At 52.5% G+C, this 19,054-nt stretch carries 19 protein-coding genes; 3 read left to right on the top strand and 16 right to left on the bottom strand.

Annotated elements, in window-relative coordinates:
* Positions 1 to 210: 210 nt before the first annotated feature.
* From HFE64_00965 to HFE64_00955, 3 genes are all read left to right on the top strand, one after another.
* On the top strand, positions 211 to 1,386 hold the full coding sequence (locus HFE64_00965) for an MFS transporter (protein MCI8632042.1): 1,176 nt from the start codon (positions 211 to 213) through the stop codon (positions 1,384 to 1,386).
* Between the two features lie 55 nt (positions 1,387 to 1,441).
* Positions 1,442 to 2,200: an AraC family transcriptional regulator gene (locus HFE64_00960; protein ID MCI8632041.1), complete on the top strand. Its 759-nt coding sequence runs from the start codon at positions 1,442 to 1,444 to the stop codon at positions 2,198 to 2,200.
* A gap of 79 nt (positions 2,201 to 2,279) precedes the next feature.
* Complete coding sequence (locus HFE64_00955) at positions 2,280 to 3,671, top strand: hypothetical protein (GenBank protein ID MCI8632040.1); 1,392 nt, start codon at positions 2,280 to 2,282, stop codon at positions 3,669 to 3,671.
* Between the two features lie 341 nt (positions 3,672 to 4,012).
* Here the strand turns inward: HFE64_00955 and HFE64_00950 are convergent, their stop codons facing one another.
* The 16 genes from HFE64_00950 to fabK all read right to left on the bottom strand — a co-directional run bounded on the left by HFE64_00950 (position 4,013) and on the right by fabK (position 19,007).
* Positions 4,013 to 4,798 carry a carbon-nitrogen hydrolase family protein gene (locus HFE64_00950; GenBank protein ID MCI8632039.1) on the bottom strand — a complete coding sequence of 262 codons (786 nt, stop codon included), beginning with the start codon at positions 4,796 to 4,798 and terminating at the stop codon, positions 4,013 to 4,015.
* Positions 4,798 to 5,541 carry an amino acid ABC transporter ATP-binding protein gene (locus HFE64_00945; GenBank protein ID MCI8632038.1) on the bottom strand — a complete coding sequence of 248 codons (744 nt, stop codon included), beginning with the start codon at positions 5,539 to 5,541 and terminating at the stop codon, positions 4,798 to 4,800. Before HFE64_00945 ends, HFE64_00950 begins: the two co-directional genes overlap by 1 nt.
* The gene (locus tag HFE64_00940) at positions 5,531 to 6,223 is read right to left on the bottom strand and encodes an amino acid ABC transporter permease (protein MCI8632037.1); all 693 of its coding nucleotides are present in this window, start codon (positions 6,221 to 6,223) and stop codon (positions 5,531 to 5,533) included. Before HFE64_00940 ends, HFE64_00945 begins: the two co-directional genes overlap by 11 nt.
* A gap of 97 nt (positions 6,224 to 6,320) precedes the next feature.
* Positions 6,321 to 7,136, bottom strand: a complete 816-nt coding sequence (locus tag HFE64_00935) for a transporter substrate-binding domain-containing protein (protein ID MCI8632036.1) — start codon at positions 7,134 to 7,136, stop codon at positions 6,321 to 6,323.
* Positions 7,137 to 7,263: 127 nt separating this feature from the next.
* Positions 7,264 to 8,652 (bottom strand): MATE family efflux transporter, encoded by a 1,389-nt coding sequence (locus tag HFE64_00930; GenBank protein MCI8632035.1) that lies wholly within the window; start codon positions 8,650 to 8,652, stop codon positions 7,264 to 7,266.
* A gap of 8 nt (positions 8,653 to 8,660) precedes the next feature.
* Positions 8,661 to 9,683, bottom strand: coding sequence for an ROK family protein (locus HFE64_00925; GenBank protein MCI8632034.1), 1,023 nt, complete (start codon positions 9,681 to 9,683; stop codon positions 8,661 to 8,663).
* Between the two features lie 129 nt (positions 9,684 to 9,812).
* Entirely contained in the window at positions 9,813 to 11,033 is a 1,221-nt protein-coding gene (locus tag HFE64_00920) for a beta-hexosaminidase (GenBank protein MCI8632033.1), read from the bottom strand.
* Positions 11,030 to 11,839, bottom strand: coding sequence for an acetyl-CoA carboxylase carboxyltransferase subunit alpha (locus HFE64_00915; protein MCI8632032.1), 810 nt, complete (start codon positions 11,837 to 11,839; stop codon positions 11,030 to 11,032). The genes HFE64_00920 and HFE64_00915 overlap by 4 nt, the downstream gene beginning before the upstream one ends.
* 3 nt (positions 11,840 to 11,842) lie before the next feature.
* The gene (locus tag HFE64_00910; protein ID MCI8632031.1) at positions 11,843 to 12,709 is read right to left on the bottom strand and encodes an acetyl-CoA carboxylase carboxyltransferase subunit beta; all 867 of its coding nucleotides are present in this window, start codon (positions 12,707 to 12,709) and stop codon (positions 11,843 to 11,845) included.
* Position 12,710: 1 nt separating this feature from the next.
* Positions 12,711 to 14,048 (bottom strand): acetyl-CoA carboxylase biotin carboxylase subunit, encoded by a 1,338-nt coding sequence (gene accC / locus HFE64_00905; protein MCI8632030.1) that lies wholly within the window; start codon positions 14,046 to 14,048, stop codon positions 12,711 to 12,713.
* A 27-nt stretch (positions 14,049 to 14,075) separates the two neighbouring features.
* The gene (gene fabZ, locus HFE64_00900) at positions 14,076 to 14,489 is read right to left on the bottom strand and encodes a 3-hydroxyacyl-ACP dehydratase FabZ (protein MCI8632029.1); all 414 of its coding nucleotides are present in this window, start codon (positions 14,487 to 14,489) and stop codon (positions 14,076 to 14,078) included.
* Positions 14,490 to 14,507: 18 nt separating this feature from the next.
* Positions 14,508 to 14,942 (bottom strand): acetyl-CoA carboxylase biotin carboxyl carrier protein, encoded by a 435-nt coding sequence (accB, locus tag HFE64_00895; protein ID MCI8632028.1) that lies wholly within the window; start codon positions 14,940 to 14,942, stop codon positions 14,508 to 14,510.
* Positions 14,943 to 14,944: 2 nt separating this feature from the next.
* Positions 14,945 to 16,201: a beta-ketoacyl-ACP synthase II gene (gene fabF, locus HFE64_00890; GenBank protein ID MCI8632027.1), complete on the bottom strand. Its 1,257-nt coding sequence runs from the start codon at positions 16,199 to 16,201 to the stop codon at positions 14,945 to 14,947.
* A 35-nt stretch (positions 16,202 to 16,236) separates the two neighbouring features.
* A complete protein-coding gene (gene fabG / locus HFE64_00885) occupies positions 16,237 to 16,980 on the bottom strand; it encodes a 3-oxoacyl-[acyl-carrier-protein] reductase (protein ID MCI8632026.1) in 744 nt (247 codons plus the stop codon).
* 177 nt (positions 16,981 to 17,157) lie between these two features.
* Positions 17,158 to 18,072, bottom strand: coding sequence for an ACP S-malonyltransferase (locus tag HFE64_00880; protein MCI8632025.1), 915 nt, complete (start codon positions 18,070 to 18,072; stop codon positions 17,158 to 17,160).
* Positions 18,060 to 19,007 carry an enoyl-[acyl-carrier-protein] reductase FabK gene (fabK, locus tag HFE64_00875; GenBank protein MCI8632024.1) on the bottom strand — a complete coding sequence of 316 codons (948 nt, stop codon included), beginning with the start codon at positions 19,005 to 19,007 and terminating at the stop codon, positions 18,060 to 18,062. Before fabK ends, HFE64_00880 begins: the two co-directional genes overlap by 13 nt.
* Positions 19,008 to 19,054 lie beyond the last annotated feature (47 nt).

Below are 19,054 nucleotides of genomic sequence, written 5' to 3'. Positions count from 1 at the left end.
CACTCCTTTTTCATTATCTTTTAAGCGCTTATCATGCAGGCATTGTATCAAAAAAGAGAGTTTATGGATTGCACATGTATTGGATTTATAACATTATTATCCTCTTCATTTCCCATAATATCAGGGCTAAAAATACAATATACGTGATATTTAATTGAACAGATTTGTGCTACACTCCTCCCATCATTCACCATATCAGGAGGTCATTTTATGCAGCTTAAGGCAATCAAAAGAAAACGGTATAGCAGCTATGCCCTGCTCTATTTCGCCTATTTTTTCGGAATGGGAATCTTCAATTCCATCCTTTCTATTTATCTCGCCGGCAATGGCAAGGCCGATTCGGAAATCTCCGTCATTATTTCCGCCGGCGGTATTTTTACTATGCTTTTACAGCCTGTAATTGGTCTTGTGTATGACCGGATGCGCCGTGACCGCACGATCAGCGTCGCCCTGCTCTGTCTTTCAGCGATCTGTGCGCTTTTATTTGCTTCTTTTCAAAATAATGTATTGCTGTTCATTTTAAATGGCCTTACCACGATGTTTCTTTCTGGGGTCAATCCTCTGTGCGAGCAGCTGGCTACCAATACGCCATACCGCTATGGCCTGATCCGCTTATGGGGAGCGGTTGGATATGCCGCGGCCACACAGGCTGCTGCATTCATCTATGAAACAATTGCTCCGCGGTTTAATTTTTATATATTTGCTGCAGCCATGCTGGTCACAATGGGCGCTTTCTTTTTAACTACTAATAACGACGCTGCTCATGAGCTGCATGCCACAGCCGTCCCAAAAAGCGCTGGCATTCTTCGTGTTCTGCTAAAAAACCGTTCGTTCCTTTTATTTAGCTTTGTCAGCTTTCTGTTCAGCGGCGCGGCGGCCGCAAACGGCACCTACCTTACTCTGCGCCTGCAAGAGCTGCTTGGCAATACGACTCAGGTTGGCAGCATTTTATTTGCCTCTACACTGATGGAAATCCCGATTATTTTATTTTCTAACCGGTATATGAACCGGCTCTCGGCCAAACAGCTGCTACTTATCTCTTTTGGTTTGCTGCTTATTCAGTTTGCTACTTATTCTCTAGTGTCCCACCTCGCTGCGCTTTGCCTTGTCCTTTTCCTCTGCAAATCTACAGCTACTATGCTTTATATTATGCTCACGCTTAAAATCATTCTGAATCTAGTAGAGGAGGGTTGCACAACGACCGCGCTTAGCCTAATCGCTACCTTTAAGAGCATCGGCAGTGCTGTCATCCCGATTGCTGCCGGCTTGGTTTCTGACTCCTTTGGACGACCTGCCGTATTTGTTTTTCTGCTTCTGCTTTCTCTTATCGGCTTTCTTTGCGCTGCTGCCCTGCATTTGCCTCGGCAGGAACGTGCCCTTTTTTAAGCATTGCTCCCTGCCGCTATTTGTGATATGCTCATTTCATACTGGGAGGTGAAACATGGCTACTTTAACTGAAAAACAGCTCAAATATATGGAGTACATTCATCGGGAAAATGATGACCGGCATCATACCGTCACGGAGGATATGTATCAATATGATCTGCTGCGCATCGGTGATCCTAGGGCTATAGAGGAGGGGGTCCGTATGTTTTCCTCCGACCTTCCGGGCCACGTATCGGATGATCCCGTGCGTAATTACAAATATCTTTTTGTTGCTTCCATTACTCTTGCCAGCCGCAGCGCTATCGCTGGCGGAATGGCTGCGGAACGCGCCTATAACATCAGCGATCTGTATATTTTAAAAATGGATACGCTGCGGACGATTGACGAAATCAAAGCTCTGCACGCCGATATGTTTGCTTTTTACACCAAAGAAATGGCTGCACTTGATAAGATAAAGGTCTATTCTAAGCCTATCACGCTATGCCTTGATTACATTTATCATCATCTGCATGAAAGCATCTCTGTCCGGGACCTGGCGGAGCAGGTTCACTTAAACGAAAGCTATCTCTCTACTCTATTTAAAAAAGAAACCGGCTGCTCCATCTCCTCCTATATCCTGTCCAAGCGTATGGAGGCGGCCCAAAACATGCTGAAATTTTCTGACTACACCTATGCTGAAATCAGTGCTATTCTGGCATTCAGCTCTCAGAGCCACTTTATCCGTGCATTTAAAAAGCATACCGGCTATACCCCCAAAAGATACCGGGATGCCTTTTTTCAGCTGCCTGTTTCGACAGAGCATGTGCAAAAATAGAGCTTGACTTTTTATTTTGGCAGACGTATATTCAAGGCATCACAGCGGCTATGCCGCAAAAAAAAAGAGGTATGAGAAAATGAAAAAAATATTTGCATTACTGCTATGTGCAGCCCTTGTCTGCTGCGCCTTTGGCTGTACCCGCACAGAAGAACCCAAGCCGAGCAGCTCGGCTGTTTCCGGCGAGGCGGCTCCGCTTCGCGTCTACTATGTCGGCGAAGCCGATACGGAACCAATGATCCGCGCACTGCTGGACTGGTACAAAACATCTGACGACTGTCTACCGATCGAAGCTACTTCCTTTAAAAGTGCAGAGGAGCTAGAACAGGCGCTGGAGGGCGATAAAGCACCGGATGTGATTCTCCTTGACAAATACAGCAGCTCCTTTATCATAAACCCATTCCAATGGGCCAAGGACGGCAAGCTTGCCGGGCTGCATGAATATCTGCAGGCAGATACTGATTATGATCCGGCTAACTATATAAACGGTGCCATAGAAGCCGGAAAATGCGGCGATGAGCAGTTCATCCTTCCTTTATCGGTTTCTATACAATATCTGATTACAGATGCACAAACACTCGGCGCAGGCGGCTTATCAGAGTTAAGTGATCAATATACTGCTCAGCAGCTGCTTCAAGCCCTGATGGCCGACGCGGACCTGCATAAGGATTCTGCTGATTACTGCTCCCAGCTCCCTCTGATGCTTTCTATCAGCAATCGCTATCAATGGATGTATGAAGTGCTGGAGCACACCGGCGCGCTTCATGTGGACCGCGAAGCCGGTCAAGTAGCTGTAGATCCCGCGCTCTTTGCCCTGACGATGGAATACTTTAGGACTACTATGGATATGGCTTTCCCGTATTTTAGCGGTGCTGCCACGGTCACCAGCATGTCCTTTGCCGATATCAGAGACTTTTGTACCGTAATATTAGGAAACTCAAATATGATTTGCGCTGCGCGCTACATGAGCAGCGCCTGCCACCAGCTCCTGCAGCAGGATGCTGAGCTGCTTTTTTATCCGTTAGGAGATGGCGACGGATACTCTGTTAATATCAATATTATGGGTATGGTGAGTGCTAGCTCCTCTCAGCCCGAGGCCGCGGTTCGATTTTTAAGAGCATTGATGGATATTCCTCATGACCAATGGGAAATGATTACGATGTATGATGCAATGGCAATGCTGACTCCCGTCAATCAAAATGAAGCACTTGCTCTTATTGATTCCTTCCGGTCACTGTCTGGCGGGCAGTACCAAATCCAGAAGCAAGCCTTTGACAGAGAGGCGCTCCCGCAGGATCTGGCCGACTCGCTCCAAAGCCTGATACAGGAAAATAAGCAGGCCTTCATTGTAGATGCCGATATCTGCACGGTTTTAGAAGCATATTTAGCTGATTATCTAAGCGGTCAAACTAACTCACTGCCTGATGACATCGCGGAAAAGGTGCAAAAGGCTATAGAAGACAGCCTATAAAACTCAGAGGATATCATCGTGCCTGCGCCACGATTGGTGAAAATTAAAAAATAGCGGAGAAAATACCGTCGCACACAAGCTCTCAAACTGGAATGGCGGAATTTTTTCCGCCATTTTTTATGCCAAGATGCTTGCTAACGTGTATTTTTCCGCTATTGTATAAATTTTCCACCATGCACGGTGGAAAAAGTTCAGCTATATCGTCCATTTCCGCCAGTGGCGGTGGAAATCAAAAGGAACGGGCCAGTGGCGGTGGAAACGGCAGGATGCCAGTGGCAGTCAAAAGGGACGGACCAGCAGCGGTGAATGTAAAAAGTCCCCCGTACCAGCACAGGCCGCTCCTAGCAAAGCTGATCTGAGATCTCCTTTCGCCCCTGCTCTCCGAAATCCAGCGGGCGTTTCTCCAGCTCATATACGAGGAGCCCCTCTTCGCCGCGCGTCAGCTCCGTCAGGCAGCGACCCGACCGGTCATACAGCCCCGTCGGCGCAGTCTGATAGGGAGAAATGGTATTCACCGACAGAGTATGCGTCACATTCTCAACAGCTCTTGTGCGGATATGCGAGCGGATCATCTCATATCGATCCTCATTCTCTTGATCGCAGACATCATAAAATAAAAGAAGATTCAAATCCGTCTGCGCCCGGTACAGCTCCCGGAAAAACTCCGGAAACCTGACCTCAAAGCAGATGCGGACGCCCAGCCGCCAGCCCTCTATCTCCAAGATGCCGCTCTCGGCGCCGGGCGCAAAATTATCACGATCCCAGCCCCACAGCGCCCGCTTATGATACAAAGCGCCGCTATCAGAGCCCGCCCGCTCACCAGAAAAAAGCAATACGCTATTATACCGGCAGCCACTTTGCTCCGTAATGCTCCCTGCAAGGATATGCATCTCATACGTCTCCGCCAGCTCCTGCAGCCTCGCGCAGGCCGCCTTCGCCTGCTCAAGATCCGCATCTGCAGCGCACGCCAGATCCCGCGGCGGATATCCCGTCAGCGCACACTCCGGAAATGCCAGCAACCGCACGCCTGCGCGCACAGCGCAAAGAATCCCGCGCTCCATACTCTTCAGATTTCGTTCAATATCGCCCGTCACGGCAAATTGATAGGCGCCAACTTTCATCTTCATTATAGTACCTTTGATAAAAATTCTTTGAGCCGCGGATTCTTAGGCTGCTCAAAAAACAGCTCCGGCACATTCTCCTCCTGAATTTTGCCTTCATCTATAAACAAAATCCGGGTCGAAACCTCCCGCGCAAAGCCCATTTCATGCGTCACTACGACCATCGTCATGCCGCTCTCCGCCAGCTCCTTCATCAGCGCCAGCACCTCGCCCACCATCTCCGGATCCAGCGCCGAGGTAGGCTCATCAAACAACATAACATCCGGATTCATCGCCAGCGCCCGGGCAATCGCCACCCGCTGCTTCTGGCCTCCGGAAAGCATCGCCGGATAGGTGTCTGCCTTATCCGGCAGCCCAATCCGCGCCAGCAGCTCATCTGCTTTTTTCGATGCCTCTGCCGCGCTCATCAGCCCCAACGTCACCGGCGCCAACATAATATTCTGCTTAATCGTTTTATGCGGAAACAGATTAAACTGCTGAAACACCATCCCGATCTTCTGACGATGGCGGTCGATATTCACCGATTTATCAGTAATATCCACCCCTTCAAAATTCACTGTGCCGCTCGTCGGCTCCTCCAGCAGATTCAGCGTGCGCAAAAAGGTCGACTTGCCTGAACCCGAGGGTCCGATCACCGTCACGACCTCTCCCTTATGGATCTCGGTACTAATGCCCGATAGCACCTCCAGCTCGCCAAACGCTTTGTGCAGATCCTTCACTACAAGTAATGCTTCCTGTTTATCGCTCATTGCTCCGCAGCCTCCTCTCCAGCCGGCTCACCAGCTTTGTCATCACCAGTACCAGCGCCAGATAGATCAGCGCCGCCGCTAAAAGCGGCATAAACGGCTGATAGGTGCGGCTCTGAATAATCGAGGCGCCGCGGGTCAGATCCATCATGCCAATCGTCCCGATAATGGACGTTTCCTTTAATAGAGTAATGAACTCATTCGCCAGTGCCGGAAGTACATTCTTAAACGCCTGCGGCATAATAATCAGCCGCATTGTTTTCGTAAAATTCAGCCCCAGACTGCGGCCGGCCTCAAACTGCCCCTGATCCACCGACATAATGCCCGACCGGAAAATCTCCGCCACATAGGCGCCTGAATTGAGGCCAAATGCAATCGCACCCACAATGATACCATTCACATTGGCAGAGCCAAAGACTACAAAATTGATAATCAGCAGCTGAATCATCGTCGGCGTGCCGCGGATCACCGTTAGATACAGGCGGCACAGCGGATCAACCAGCTTAAAGCTCCCGGTTTTATCATGGCTTGAACGGATAATCGCCACAATAAATCCCAGAACAATGCCCATGATCGCTGCCAGCACCGTGATCAGCAGCGTATTGCCCAGTCCTTTTAAAAGATACAGATACCGGTCGTCCTTAATAAAATTCAGGTAAAAATCGTCCCCAAACGACAGCCATATGTTCAATGTACTTCCTCCCCCGCTATACGCTTAAATAGTAAAGGAAGGGCTGAAAGCCCATTCGCTCACAGCCCCTTCCCCTTATATGCAGTGCCGATTACTTTCTTACGATAATCACCTGCGTTGCATTGGCATAGGTATCGGTAAAATCTACGCTCTGCAGACGCTCCTCATTTACGGTCATGCCAGCAGCGCCAAAGTCAGCCTTGCCAGAGGTCACTGCCGCAATGATTCCCTCAAACTCCATGTCCGTAATCTCTAATTCCATGCCCAGCTTATCAGCAATCGCCTGTGCGATGTCGGCATCCACACCCACGATCTTATCGCCTTCATAATATTCCCAGGGCTCAAACGCAGCATTCGTAGCCATCACCAGCTTACCGTTAGAACGGTCCACATTGGCCGGAGACTCATACGGCGTTTTGCCGATCTCATCACCGATGTAGTTCTTCATGATAGATTCCAGCGTGCCTTCCTGCTTCAGCTCTGCCAGCGCCGCATTAAACTTCGCCAGCATCTCGCTTTCCTTTTTCATGCAGATCGCATACTGCTCTTCCTCAAAGAAGTCGCCCTGCAGGATCTCCAGATCCTCATTGGCCTCCACAAACTTTTCCGCCGGCAGAGAATCAATAACCACACAGTCAACCTGACCCGTCTTCAGTGCCTGCACCGCCTCGGCGCCCTTGCTGAAACGCTTAACCGTAGCGCCCTGCGACTCATACTCGCTCGCTGCCTCATCACCAGTCGTTCCCAGCTGCACGCCGATGGTCTTGCCAGCCAGGTCATCTAACTTCTCAATCGTCACCTTTTCCAAAGCAGAATCCGCTCCGCTTGTTTCCTTCTCATCACTTCCGCAGGCAACCATCGTCATCATCAGCGCGGCCGCCAGCAAAACTGTCAACAGTTTCTTCATCTCTAAAACTCCTTCTATATGATTGTATTTTTATACACTTTTGTGTCGTGTTAATCTATTATATCACGCATAACCCAATTGTCAATCAGCACTTTTTGCATAAATATTCGTTATTTTTGCATGAGGATTAGCCCTTTTGCACAGCCGCGGCATCGCGTGTAATATTTTTAATCCATTTAAAACGATTCACCTTCACCACAGCCACAATGCATTTCAGCAGCTGATCACATTTCAAACAGGCAAACACCACCCATGTCGGCGCTCCCAGCACAAACGCCGCAATCAGCCCTGAAGGGATCAGCACGCAGCACACAAATATCGTATCATTGACAAACACAAAATGCGTGCAGCCTCCCGCGCGCACAATGCCCGTCAGACACGATACCTGATACGCCGTACCCAGCACCATGATCGAAAGCACGCAAATCAGCTGATACGTCACCTCTGCCGTCTCCGGCAAAATCGTCGGATACAGCACCGGGATCAGCCAGTGACTGCCATACATCAAAAGCGCCGTCACGACGCCCATACCGATAAACACCAGCTGCAGCGTCTTTGCATACTGCTTCACCCGCTCATAATCACCGCTGCCCACCGTCTTGCCAATGATAATGCCCGTCGCACTCGACACGCCGTACATCGCCACCGAAATGATATTAAACAGATTGTTAGAAATGCTCACCGCCGAAATCGCGCTCTCGCCGAGCCGGCCAAAGATCGCGCTCTGCACCGTCATGTTAAGCCCCCACACAGCCGAGCCCGCAAAGATCGGGATGCCATAATGAATATAATCCTTAAGCAGCACCCGGCTATGCCGGGAAATATCCCGCAGCGTCAATTTCAGTTTATGATCCTTAACTTTAACATAATACAGCATGATCACGGCTTCCAGCACTCTGGCGGCTAATGTGGCCACGGCGGCTCCGCGGATCCCCAGCGCTGGCATGCCCAGCTTGCCAAAAATAAGCACATAGTTCAGCCCCACATTGACAATCAGCGTGCTGATCGATATGTATAGGCCAATGCCCACCGTCTCCACGCATTTCATCGACGTCATCAGCACTTCCGTCACACAGTAAAACAGATACGAAATACACACAATCCGCATATAGCGAATGCTTTCCTCAATCACAGCCTCTTCATTGGTATACATTCCCAGCACAAAACGCGGAAAAAAGAATGCCAGCACAAAGAAAATCAGACTGCAGGCAAAGCAAAATTTTGCCGTCATCGCCATAATCGTTTTGATGCTGTCGGTATCCCGCCGCCCCCAGTACTGCGTAGCCAAGACGAGCGACGCCGTGGAAAATCCGGTTACAAATTTTTGCAGCAGCGTCATCCACTGATTGGCCATATATACGCCTGAAAGCGCTGTATCGCCCAGCTGCCCCACCATGATATTATCCGCCAGCCCTACTGAAAAGGTCAGGATACTCTGTCCCGCCATCGGCAGCGCTAATAAAAACAGCCTTTTGTAAAAGCTTTTATCTCGTACCAGCCACTCCGCCTTCATCATCCCTACTCCTATCGATTAATGATTCGATATCCTGCCAAAAGCAAATCACTGCCAAACTGAATCAAGCCGCTTTCAAAATCTTCTTGATAGGTATCGGTAAGAATCAGCTTAGGCACCACTTCCTCCGGCAGAAACCGGTGACAGGCCTCCTCCACCTGTGGAAGAATATTTTCTACAATTGGATTTTTATAAAAAACAATATAGCCCGGGTCTACGGTTGCACATAATGTCGATACGGTCTGCGCAATCCGTGTCACCGCGTCCTGCGTCATAAATCCGTTTAGATACTCATAGTCCAGATTGGTCTCATGATTCATCGGCAGATACCGCAGCTCTCCGGCAAAACCATTGGCCCCGCGAATCAGCTGCCCGTCCAAATACAGCCCACAGCCGCAGCCTCTGCTGCCAAAGCTGACACAGACAAGCGAAGCATTTTTTTCTTCTTTAAACATTCGCTGATAGCAGCCGGTCACCATCGCGTTCATATCATTTTCTACCCGCACGCGCATCCCAAACTTCTCTTCCAAGTGCGCCTTCAGATTATAATTCTGCATATCATAGGCTTTAGCGCCAAATAAAATCGTACCATTAGATATTCCCCACGGCAGACCTGCTGAGATCGCCCGAATCGGGTATTTTTGCCGTTTCAATTCTACAATCTCATCAATCTGCTCAGCCAGCCGATCCTGCTGCGCCAAAAACTTTTCCTTTTCCACCGGCTGCCCCAGTGCATTGATGACCAGCGTATGTAAGGATTTTCCCGGAAAATACAGACAAAGCACATAGGCGTACTCTGGATTGACGGAATAGGAGTGTGCATGCCGTCCTCCTGTCGTAGGATCTACGCCGCTTGCCAGAATCTCGCCCTCCTGCGCCATCTCATCCAAAATACGGCTTACCGTCGGAAAGCTTAGCCCCGTATCATGCGCAATTTTAGTTTTGGTAAATGTCTCCGAGCCTCGCAGTGCCTTGCGGATCAAACATTCATTGATATTTTTTACAATCGACTTGTTATAACGAATATCACTCATTTTTTCCTCCCGTTGGATGCTCCCTGTATTCTCTAATTTTAAAAACTATTTTAAAAAGTGCCTTGATTGTATCATAAATATAAAAGGACTGCAACCGTTTGCAGCCCTTTTTATAAACAATTCTGTGAATTAAAGGATTCCGATCTGTTTTTTAAACAGTAGAATCCGCCTGACGGATTCATCGATTCGTTCCTCTGTGATTCTGCCTGACTGCACTGCGCTTAAAACAGCAGCATACTGACTCTCAAACTCCGTGGAAATCAGCAGATCATTACCGGCCTCCACAGCCAGCACCGCCGCGTCTACCTCGCCACAGTAATCCAAAATAGCGCCCATGGCCAGATCGTCCGTTATGATCACGCCTTCATATCCGAGTTCCTCACGCAAAATCTGGTGAACCTTCGGCGAAAGAGAGGCTGGATATTCACTGTCAAAGCAATTCACGATGTTATGCGACACCATAACGCTGCCGGCTCCTTTTTGGATCCCCTCCAAAAACGGCTTAAAATCACGTTCGTAAAATGCGGATGCCTCCCTGCTGTCCACCGCAATTCCCGTATGCGTATCCACATTATCGCCATACCCGGGAAAATGCTTTAACGAAGCGCCCACGCCCTGCTCCTTCATGATGCTGACTGTCCGTCCTACAAAATCAGCAGCCAGCTCCGGATCTCCGCTAAAGGAACGCGTGTACATAAAATCCTCTGGATCCCCTGCCAGATCACACACCGGCGCCAAATTAACATTGAGATGCAGCTCCTTTAAAAGCGCACATTTCTCCTCGGTCGTGCTGATGATCGCATCCCAGCCGCCCGCTGCATACACATCCCGCGGAGAAGCAAAGGGCTCCTCACGAAAATACTGGCTCACCCTTACCACACGGCCGCCTTCCTCGTCAACGCCCATCAGCATCGGTGTGTTTGAAACTGCCTGACAGCCATCAATATGGCTGATGACCTGCTCCTTGGTATATCCCTCAAAGTCTACCGCAAACAGTACATAGCCGCCCAGCTGATATTCCTCTGCATAATAAGCCGCTGTGTCTGCTCCCGTAAAGCGTGCGAAAAACATTTGCCCTATTTTCTCTTCCAGACTCATGCCCGCCAGCCTTTGCTCGATCTCCTGATCCGGCTGCTCCAGAGCCTCGCTGCTCTCTTCGCTTTCTTCCAGGCTTTCTTCTATGCTCTCTTCTTCACTTTCTGCGCTCACTTCACTGCTTTGCTGTGAGCTGCTCTGCTGCGCCTCTTGGGCGCTGCTGTTTGGCTGCCCTGCTTCCTCTTTAGCTGTACAGGCCGTCAAAAGCAGCAGTGCTGCGCACATCACACAGATGCCCTTTTTTATCATTTTCACTTTTCCTCCTCTGCCTCACTGCTGATTCGGATCTTATCCGTCCCTATACGACGAAACCGCTGGTACCGGCTCTCGGTCAGCTCTTCCCTGCTAAGCTTCTGCAAGCTTACCAGCGCCTCATACAGATCGCCGCCCAGCCTTTTCATCAGCACCTCAAATGCGGCATCCTCCTGAATGACGCGGTCTACAATGCCCAGCTGCCGCAGCTTTTCTGCCGTGAGCCCCAGATGCTCAGCAGCATCTTCGCGGCGTGCCGCGTCCTTCCATAAAATGCTGGCGCATCCCTCCGGCGAGATCACCGAATAGGCTGCATTTTCCAGCATCCATACCTCATTAGCCACCGCCAGCCCCAGAGCGCCGCCGCTGCCGCCTTCTCCGGTGATCACCGTGATCACAGGCACCGTCAGCGTCATCATCTCCATCAGATTTTCTGCAATGGCCTGCCCCTGTCCGCGTTCCTCGGCCTCCAGACCACAGAATGCACCGGCGGTATCGACAAAGCAGATCACCGGCCGGCCAAATTTCTCGGCCTGCTTCATGAGCCGCAGCGCCTTGCGGTAGCCCTCCGGATGCGCGGAGCCGAAGTTGCGGCGCACCTTTTCGCGCGTGCTGCGCCCCTTCTCGGTGCAGATAGCCGTGACCACCATGCCGTTTAGGCGGCCTATGCCGCCAACAATGGCCGGGTCATCGCCAAAACAGCGATCGCCATGAAGCTCCATGAATTCGGAGAATATGGCGCTGAAAAACTGCAGTCCTGTCGGGCGCTCGGTATCGCGCGCCGCCAATACCCGGTCGAAGTCTCCCATAGCCTACCTCTCTTTCTCTTGCCGATGATATCCTAACAAGCGCTTCAATGTGATTTTAAGCCGCTCTCTGGGTACAATTTTATCTAAAAAGCCTCTTTCCAGCAAAAACTCGGCCCGCTGAAAACCAGCTGGAAGCTTCTTATGAATTGTTTGCTCGATCACGCGCGGCCCGGCAAAGGCAATCAGTGCTCCCGGCTCTGCCATCAGCACATCTGCCTCCATGGCGAAGCTTGCGGTCACGCCGCCGGAGGTTGGATCGGTGAGCACCGCAGCATAAAAGCCGCCTCGGTCGCTATGACGCTTGACTGCGCCTGACACCTTAGCCATCTGCATGAGCGAGGTCGTCCCCTCCTGCATGCGGGCTCCGCCCGACACGGTAAATCCAATTACCGGGAGCCTAAGCTCTGCCGCCCTTTCAAATACGCGTGTGATTTTCTCGCCTACGACGGCGCCCATCGAGCCCATCATGAAGCCCGGCTCCATCACAAATACGACGCAGGGATATCCCCCAACCGCCGCACGGCCGGTGATCACGGCTGATTTTTCACCGCTCTGCTCGCTGTGCTTCTCCAGCTTTTCTTTATAGCCGGGGAAATCAAGAAAATCATCTGATACCAGATCGGCATCCCATTCTTCAAAGCTGCCCTCATCTAAAAACATCCCGATGCGCTGTCGCGCGCTCAGCCGCGTATGGAATCCGCAAAACGGGCATACGCCCAGATTCCGCCCCAGCTCCTCTGTGAGGATCATCTTTTTGCATTTTTCACATTTAATATACAGACGATCCGGGGTCTGCGGCACATCCGCTTTATGAGCGCCCGTTTCTTCTAATGCATTTAAAGATTTTTTAAACTTATTTCCGTTTAGCATCTTAGCATCCTCGAATCCTCATTAAATCTGTATGATAATTGCCTTGCAGAAACTCCGGCGTGCTGAGGATCTCCAGCTGGAGGTCGATATTGGTCGCCACGCCGCCAATCAGCAGTTCCCCTAAGGCCGCGCGCATTTTGCGCACTGCCTCTTCTCTTGTGGGTGCAAACACGATCAGCTTGCCGATCATAGAATCATAATACGGCGGAATCGTATAATCCTGATATAACGCCGTATCAAAGCGCACCCATGGTCCGCCCGGAATATGAAGATCCGTCACCTTGCCGCAGCTGGGCCGGTTTCCGTGCGCCGGATCCTCTGCATTGATCCGGCATTCAATCGCATGCCCCTGCAGCGCCAGATGATGCGTGGCAAACGGAAGCTCCGCCCCGGCCGCTACCCGGATCTGCCATTTCACTAGATCAACTCCCGTCACAAACTCGGTGACCGGATGCTCTACCTGAAGCCGGGTATTCATCTCCATGAAATAAAACTGACCATCATCTGTATATAAAAACTCAATCGTACCGACACCGCTGTAGCCTACAGCCTTTGCCGCTCTGCGGGCGGCCTGCGCCATCCGCTCACGGGTTCTTTCGTCAATCACAGGCGAAGGGCTCTCCTCCAGCAGCTTCTGATTTTTGCGCTGCACGGAGCATTCCCGCTCCCCCAGCGTGATCACATTGCCGTATTGATCACACAGCAGCTGCACTTCGATGTGATGCGTTTTGGTTAAAAATTTCTCCATATAGCACTGCCCGTCGCCAAACGCGGCCTTGGCCTCCTGATACGCGGCCTCATAGGCAGCTCTGGCTTCCTCAGGCTTTTCTACCAGCCGAATACCTCTTCCGCCGCCGCCGGAACGCGCCTTGATGAGCACCGGACAGCCGATTCGCCTGGCCTCCTGCACGGCCATCTCTGCATCGCGCAGCAGGTCGCAGCCTTCGATAATCGGCACGCCCGCCGCCGCCACGCTTCGGCGCGCCGCTTCCTTATCGCCCATCTTTTCGATCACTGCCGCCGAAGGGCCGATAAACTGGATGCGGCATTTTTCGCACAAGCGGGCAAACTGCGCATTTTCGGAAAGCAGGCCATAGCCCGGGTGGATGGCCGCCGCTCCGGACTCTACTGCCACAGTCAGCAGCGCCGCCATATTCAGATAGCTATCCTGCACATTGGCGCCGCCAATGCAGTAGCTCTCGTCTGCCAAAGAAACATGCAGCGCATCGCGGTCTGCCTCCGAAAACACAGCCACGGTCTGCACGCCCATCTCCTTGCAGGCACGAATGATCCGCACCGCAATCTCTCCTCTGTTTGCTACCAATATCTTAGGAAACATGCCATTCTCCATCCTGTCCTTATCGCTTTATCGAATCAGGGCAAACGCAAATTCTCCCTGCACTGCCACCTGATCCCCTACAAACGCCTTGCCCTCGGCAAACCAAAAATTGCCCCGGCGCTTATTGATCCTGCATTTTGTCACAATCGTATCGCCCGGCTTTACCATCTTGCGGAATTTCACTTTATCCATATGCGTAAAATAAGGCGTTGAGCCTACCTCGTTACTCGTCAGCAGCACACAGCAGGTCTGCGCCATAATCTCGCACAGCACCACGCCCGGCACCACCGGATTCCCCGGAAAATGCCCCTGCAAAAACCACTCGTCGCCCCGCACGGTATAGCGTCCCTCCGCCTCATCCGCATTCAGCGCCTCCACCTCATCCACCAGCAGCATTGGCTCGCGGTGCGGCAGCACCTTTTTTAACTCTTCTCGGTTCATAATCATCTCATCACCTGCTTACACAAGTCTAAACAGCGGCTGCCCATACTCCACCAGCTGTCCGTTCTGTACCAGCACCTCTGCAATTTCACCGGCCTGCTCTGCGCAGACCTCGTTCATCAGCTTCATCGCCTCAATAATACACAGCGTATCCCCCGGCTTCACCACGTCACCCGGCCTGACAAACGGATCCGCATCCGGCATAGACGCCGTATAGAACACGCCCACCATCGGCGCGCAGATCACCCTGCCGTCAGGCGCCTCCACCGGCTCCCGCTCTCCTTCGGGGACAGATATCTGCTGTGGCATTTGTTTTTCCGCCGCCTGCAGCGGAAGACTGGCGGCGGCTGGCTGCCTTTCCATGGTTACCTCTCCGTCAGCAGAAAGCGCCACCTTCGTCAGCTGGTACTCCTGCATCAAGGACGCCAGCTCTTTTAATTCCTGCATATTCATTCTCAGACGTCTCCATTCTCATACTTATGAAACACCAGACAGGCATTATGCCCGCCAAAGCCTAAATTGGTAGACATCGCCCATTTTCCGTCAAAGTCCTTTGCCTCCGTGCCCGGCGTATAATCCAGATCACAGGCCGGATCCGGCTGCTCCAGACCAAGCGTCGGAGGGATCTTGCCATCGCGCAGCGCATACGCGCATACGCATGCCTCTACTGCGCCCGTGGCGCCCAGCATATGGCCCGTCATAGACTTCGTGGAGCTGATGGCCGCCTGCCGTGCGCCCTCTTCTCCGAGCGCCTTTTTAAAGGCAAGCGTCTCGCTGCTGTCATTTAGAGGTGTGGAGGTGCCATGTGCATTGATATACAGCCCTTCCGCCGTCTGCAGCCCACTTTGCTCTGCCGCCATGCGAATCGCACGAGTAATGCCATCGGCCTCCGGATCAGGCGCCGTGATATGATGCGCATCGTCCGTATTGCCGTAGCCTGTAATCTCACAGTAGATATGCGCGCCCCTGGCCTGCGCATGAGAAAGCTCCTCCAGCACCAAAATGCCGGCGCCCTCTCCCATGACAAATCCATCGCGCCGTGCATCGAACGGGATGCAGGCCGTGGCAGGGTCTGGGTTTTTGCTCAGCGCCATACAATTGGTAAAGCCGGCAATGGCAATCGGCGTAATTGCGGCCTCCGTGCCGCCGGCAATGATCGCGTCTGCATAGCCGTGATGAATGGCTCTGTACGCTTCTCCCACCGCATGGCTGGAGGTTGCACAGGCCGTTACAATCGGCAGGGTTGGCCCCTTCGCCTGATACTCAATCGCTACGAGTCCCGTGGCCATGTTGCTGATCATCATCGTCACCAGATACGGAGAAATCCTCTTCGGCCCGCTTTTTAAAAGCTTCTCCGTCTCAGAGACCAGCGTCTGGATCCCGCCGATACCGCTGCCGATATAGACGCCCAGCCGCTCGGGATCGATCTGTCCCTCCTGACCTAGGCCGCTGTCCTCCATGGCCTCCTTGGCCGCCGCCAGCGCATACTGGCAGTTCAGATCCGTACGGCGCGCCTCGCTCTTATCCATACATACCAGCGGATCAAAGTCCTTGACCTCGGCCGCTACTGTTACTTTATACTCCGCCGTATCAAATTTAGTAATATGGTCGATCCCGCGGCGTCCCTGCTGCAGGCCTTCCCATGTTTCCTTCGCCGTATTTCCCACAGGGGTTACGGCTCCCAGCCCTGTGATGACTACTCTGCGCTCCATATTGTCCGGTCTCCTTTCATGTATGCTCTGCTTTATCACATGCACAGACCGCCGTCTATACGGATGACCTCTCCCGTAATGTATCCGGCCGCTTCAGACGCCAGAAATGCTGCCAGCTCAGCGATCTCCTCAGCCTTCCCCATGCGCTTAAGCGGAATGCTCTGTGCATATAAATCCTTCATTTTTTCGTCCAGCTGCGCCGTCATATCCGTTTCAATAAAGCCCGGCGCAATGCAGTTGCAGGTGACATTTTTACTAGCCAGCTCCTTGGCTACCGACTTGCTGAATCCGATCAGCCCCGCCTTGGCCGCCGCATAATTCGCCTGCCCGGCATTGCCCATCAGTCCTACCACCGAAGTAATATTGATGATGCGTCCGCTTTTTTTTCGAATAAAATTGGAGTACAGATTTTTCGTCATATTAAAAGCGCCCTTTAAATTGGTCGCCAGCACAGCGTCAAAATCCTCCTCCTTCATCAGCGGAACGAGCTTATCTCTGACGATTCCGGCATTATTCACCAAGATATCAACCGGCCCCAGCTCCTGCAGCATCGTCTTGCAAAGCTGCTTAACCGCCTCAAAATCAGCCACATTGCACTGATATGCCTTGGCCTCGCTGCCCAGCGCCGCAAGCTCCGAAACCGTCTGCTCCGCTGCCTGCGTATTGCCGGCATACACAATCGCCACCTTGGCGCCCTGCTGCGCAAGCTTAAGTGCAATCGCCCTGCCAATCCCCCGGGATCCGCCGGTGACAATGGCCGTCTTTCCTTCTAAAGTCATGGTACCCTCCATTCCGGAGCATAAACGTTCCGAATACATCGGAACGTTGCGACGGGGCGCCGAGAAATTCGCGAATGCGATTTCTCGGCTGCCATCAAAGCTTATTTGTGACGCTCCGGCACAAATAAGCCGTATGAAAAATAAGCTATCCAGCTTATTTTTCATACTATCCTCCCATTATAGCTCACTGATGATGGCCTGCAGGCTCTCCATTGTATCACAGTGATATACGGCAAAATCCGGCGCCAGCCGCTGCACAAACCCAAACAGCGTTTTGCCGGGACCCACCTCGATCATCGTATCAATGCCGCTCTCCATCATATTTTCCAGCGCTTTCTGCCAGAGCACCGGACTCTCAATCTGCGCTGCCAGCGTCTGCTTCATCGCCTCGCCCTCTGTATAGGGCTGCGCTGTCTGATTGGCATACACGCTTATTTTCGGCGTTTTCATCTCGATCTGCGCCAGCTCTGCCGCAAAGCCCTCCGCTGCCGTTTTCATGAACGGGCTATGAAAGCCTCCGCTCACCGGTAGCACAACTGCCCGGCCCTTGGCTGCCTTGACCCTCTCGGTAAACGCCGCCATCTTGCCGGCCGCGCCGGCCACGGCCACCTGCCCGGGACAATTATAGTTGACCGGATACACATCGCCCACTTCGCGGCAGATCGCCTCGACGGTCTCTGCCGGCAGCTTCAGCACAGCAGCCATCTGACTGGGATGCGCCTCGGCAGCCTCCTGCATGAGCTGCGCTCTTTTCTGTACCAGCCGGAAGCCCTCCTCTGCGGAGAATGCACCGGCAAAGGTGAGCGCTGCCAGCTCGCCGAGCGAGAAGCCGGCCACGGCCTCCGCCTTGACGCCGGCAAAGGCAAGCGCCTCGGCAATCGCCAGATCGACGGCGAACACACAGGGCTGCGTGTTGACTGTTACGGAAAGCTCTTCCTTGGTGCCGGCAAAGCACTGCGCGCTTGTGCCGGGCCGCTGCTGATCCGCGATCCGAAAGATGCGCTGCGCTGCGTCGTTTTGCTCATAAAAGTCACGTCCCATACCCGGGTACTGAGCGCCCTGCCCTGCAAATAATAAACCTATCTTAGCCATTTTGCCGCGCCTCCCAGCACCTGCTCTGCTTCTTCAAACATCTCTTGGATGATCTCCGCTGCCGGCTGCTCCTTTGTGACCATCGCGGCAATCTGACCGGCCAGAAATGTGCCGTCCTGCTCATTGCCCTCCACCGCCGCCTTACGCAGCGAACCGGCGCCCATGCGCTCCAGCTCTTCATCGGAAATATTGCTGTTATATTCTTTTTTTAGGTATTCCTTGGTGAAAGCATTGCGGATGGCACGCACCGGATGCCCCAAACGGCGGCCCGTCACCATGGTGTCGATGTCCTTCGCTTTTAGGATTCGCTGCTTATAAGCGGGATGCACTGTACATTCATGAGCGACCAAAAAGCGCGTTCCCACCTGTACGCCCTCTGCTCCCAGCATGAAGGCTGCTGCTATACCGCGGCCATCGCCGATGCCGCCTGCGGCCAGCACCGGAATATCCACAGCGTCTACCACCTGCGGAACCAGTACCATCGTCGTCAAATCGCCCACATGTCCGCCGGATTCACCGCCCTCTGCAATGACGGCATCGACGCCTCGCTTGGCCATCATCTTAGCAAGTGCTACCGACGCAACCACCGGTATAACTTTGATCCCGGCTGCCTTCCAGTCCTTTACATATTTAGCCGGATTCCCGGCGCCTGTGATCACGACCGGCACCTTTTCCTCCATCACCAGCTGCGCTACTTCCTCTACAAAGGGGCTCATCAGCATCACATTGACGCCAAAGGGCTTATCGGTCAGACGGCGCACCTCGTGAATCTGCTCCCGCAGCCAGGCCGCATCTGCATTCATTGCCGCAATAATGCCCAGCCCTCCGGCATTGGATACGGCGGCCGCCAGGCTGCTGTCGGCGATCCATGCCATGCCACCCTGAAAAATGGGATACTGAATTCCCAATAACTCACAAATCGACGTTTTAATCATCTTTTCCTCTTTCTTCCCGCATTAAAAAAGTTCGCCGCAGATGGATC

It is taken from the genome of Lachnospiraceae bacterium, assembly GCA_022794035.1.
Classification (GTDB): Bacteria; Bacillota; Clostridia; order Lachnospirales; family Bianqueaceae; genus CALWPV01.
The sequence above is the reverse complement of the archived record's forward strand: the minus strand, read 5'-3'. Positions and strand labels throughout refer to the sequence as shown.

Bases quoted from the DNA above. Each gene is read 5' to 3' on its own strand.
- HFE64_00965 (MCI8632042.1), top strand. From the start codon at position 211: ATGCAGCTTAAGGCAATCAAAAGAAAACGGTATAGCAGCTATGCCCTG.
- HFE64_00960 (MCI8632041.1), top strand. From the start codon at position 1,442: ATGGCTACTTTAACTGAAAAACAGCTCAAATATATGGAGTACATTCAT.
- HFE64_00955 (MCI8632040.1), top strand. From the start codon at position 2,280: ATGAAAAAAATATTTGCATTACTGCTATGTGCAGCCCTTGTCTGCTGC.
- HFE64_00950 (MCI8632039.1), bottom strand. From the start codon at position 4,798: ATGAAGATGAAAGTTGGCGCCTATCAATTTGCCGTGACGGGCGATATT.
- HFE64_00945 (MCI8632038.1), bottom strand. From the start codon at position 5,541: ATGAGCGATAAACAGGAAGCATTACTTGTAGTGAAGGATCTGCACAAA.
- HFE64_00935 (MCI8632036.1), bottom strand. From the start codon at position 7,136: ATGAAGAAACTGTTGACAGTTTTGCTGGCGGCCGCGCTGATGATGACG.
- HFE64_00930 (MCI8632035.1), bottom strand. From the start codon at position 8,652: ATGATGAAGGCGGAGTGGCTGGTACGAGATAAAAGCTTTTACAAAAGG.
- HFE64_00925 (MCI8632034.1), bottom strand. From the start codon at position 9,683: ATGAGTGATATTCGTTATAACAAGTCGATTGTAAAAAATATCAATGAA.
- HFE64_00915 (MCI8632032.1), bottom strand. From the start codon at position 11,839: ATGGGAGACTTCGACCGGGTATTGGCGGCGCGCGATACCGAGCGCCCG.
- HFE64_00910 (MCI8632031.1), bottom strand. From the start codon at position 12,709: ATGCTAAACGGAAATAAGTTTAAAAAATCTTTAAATGCATTAGAAGAA.
- accC (MCI8632030.1), bottom strand. From the start codon at position 14,048: ATGTTTCCTAAGATATTGGTAGCAAACAGAGGAGAGATTGCGGTGCGG.
- fabZ (MCI8632029.1), bottom strand. From the start codon at position 14,489: ATGAACCGAGAAGAGTTAAAAAAGGTGCTGCCGCACCGCGAGCCAATG.
- accB (MCI8632028.1), bottom strand. From the start codon at position 14,942: ATGAATATGCAGGAATTAAAAGAGCTGGCGTCCTTGATGCAGGAGTAC.
- fabF (MCI8632027.1), bottom strand. From the start codon at position 16,201: ATGGAGCGCAGAGTAGTCATCACAGGGCTGGGAGCCGTAACCCCTGTG.
- fabG (MCI8632026.1), bottom strand. From the start codon at position 16,980: ATGACTTTAGAAGGAAAGACGGCCATTGTCACCGGCGGATCCCGGGGG.
- HFE64_00880 (MCI8632025.1), bottom strand. From the start codon at position 18,072: ATGGCTAAGATAGGTTTATTATTTGCAGGGCAGGGCGCTCAGTACCCG.
- fabK (MCI8632024.1), bottom strand. From the start codon at position 19,007: ATGATTAAAACGTCGATTTGTGAGTTATTGGGAATTCAGTATCCCATT.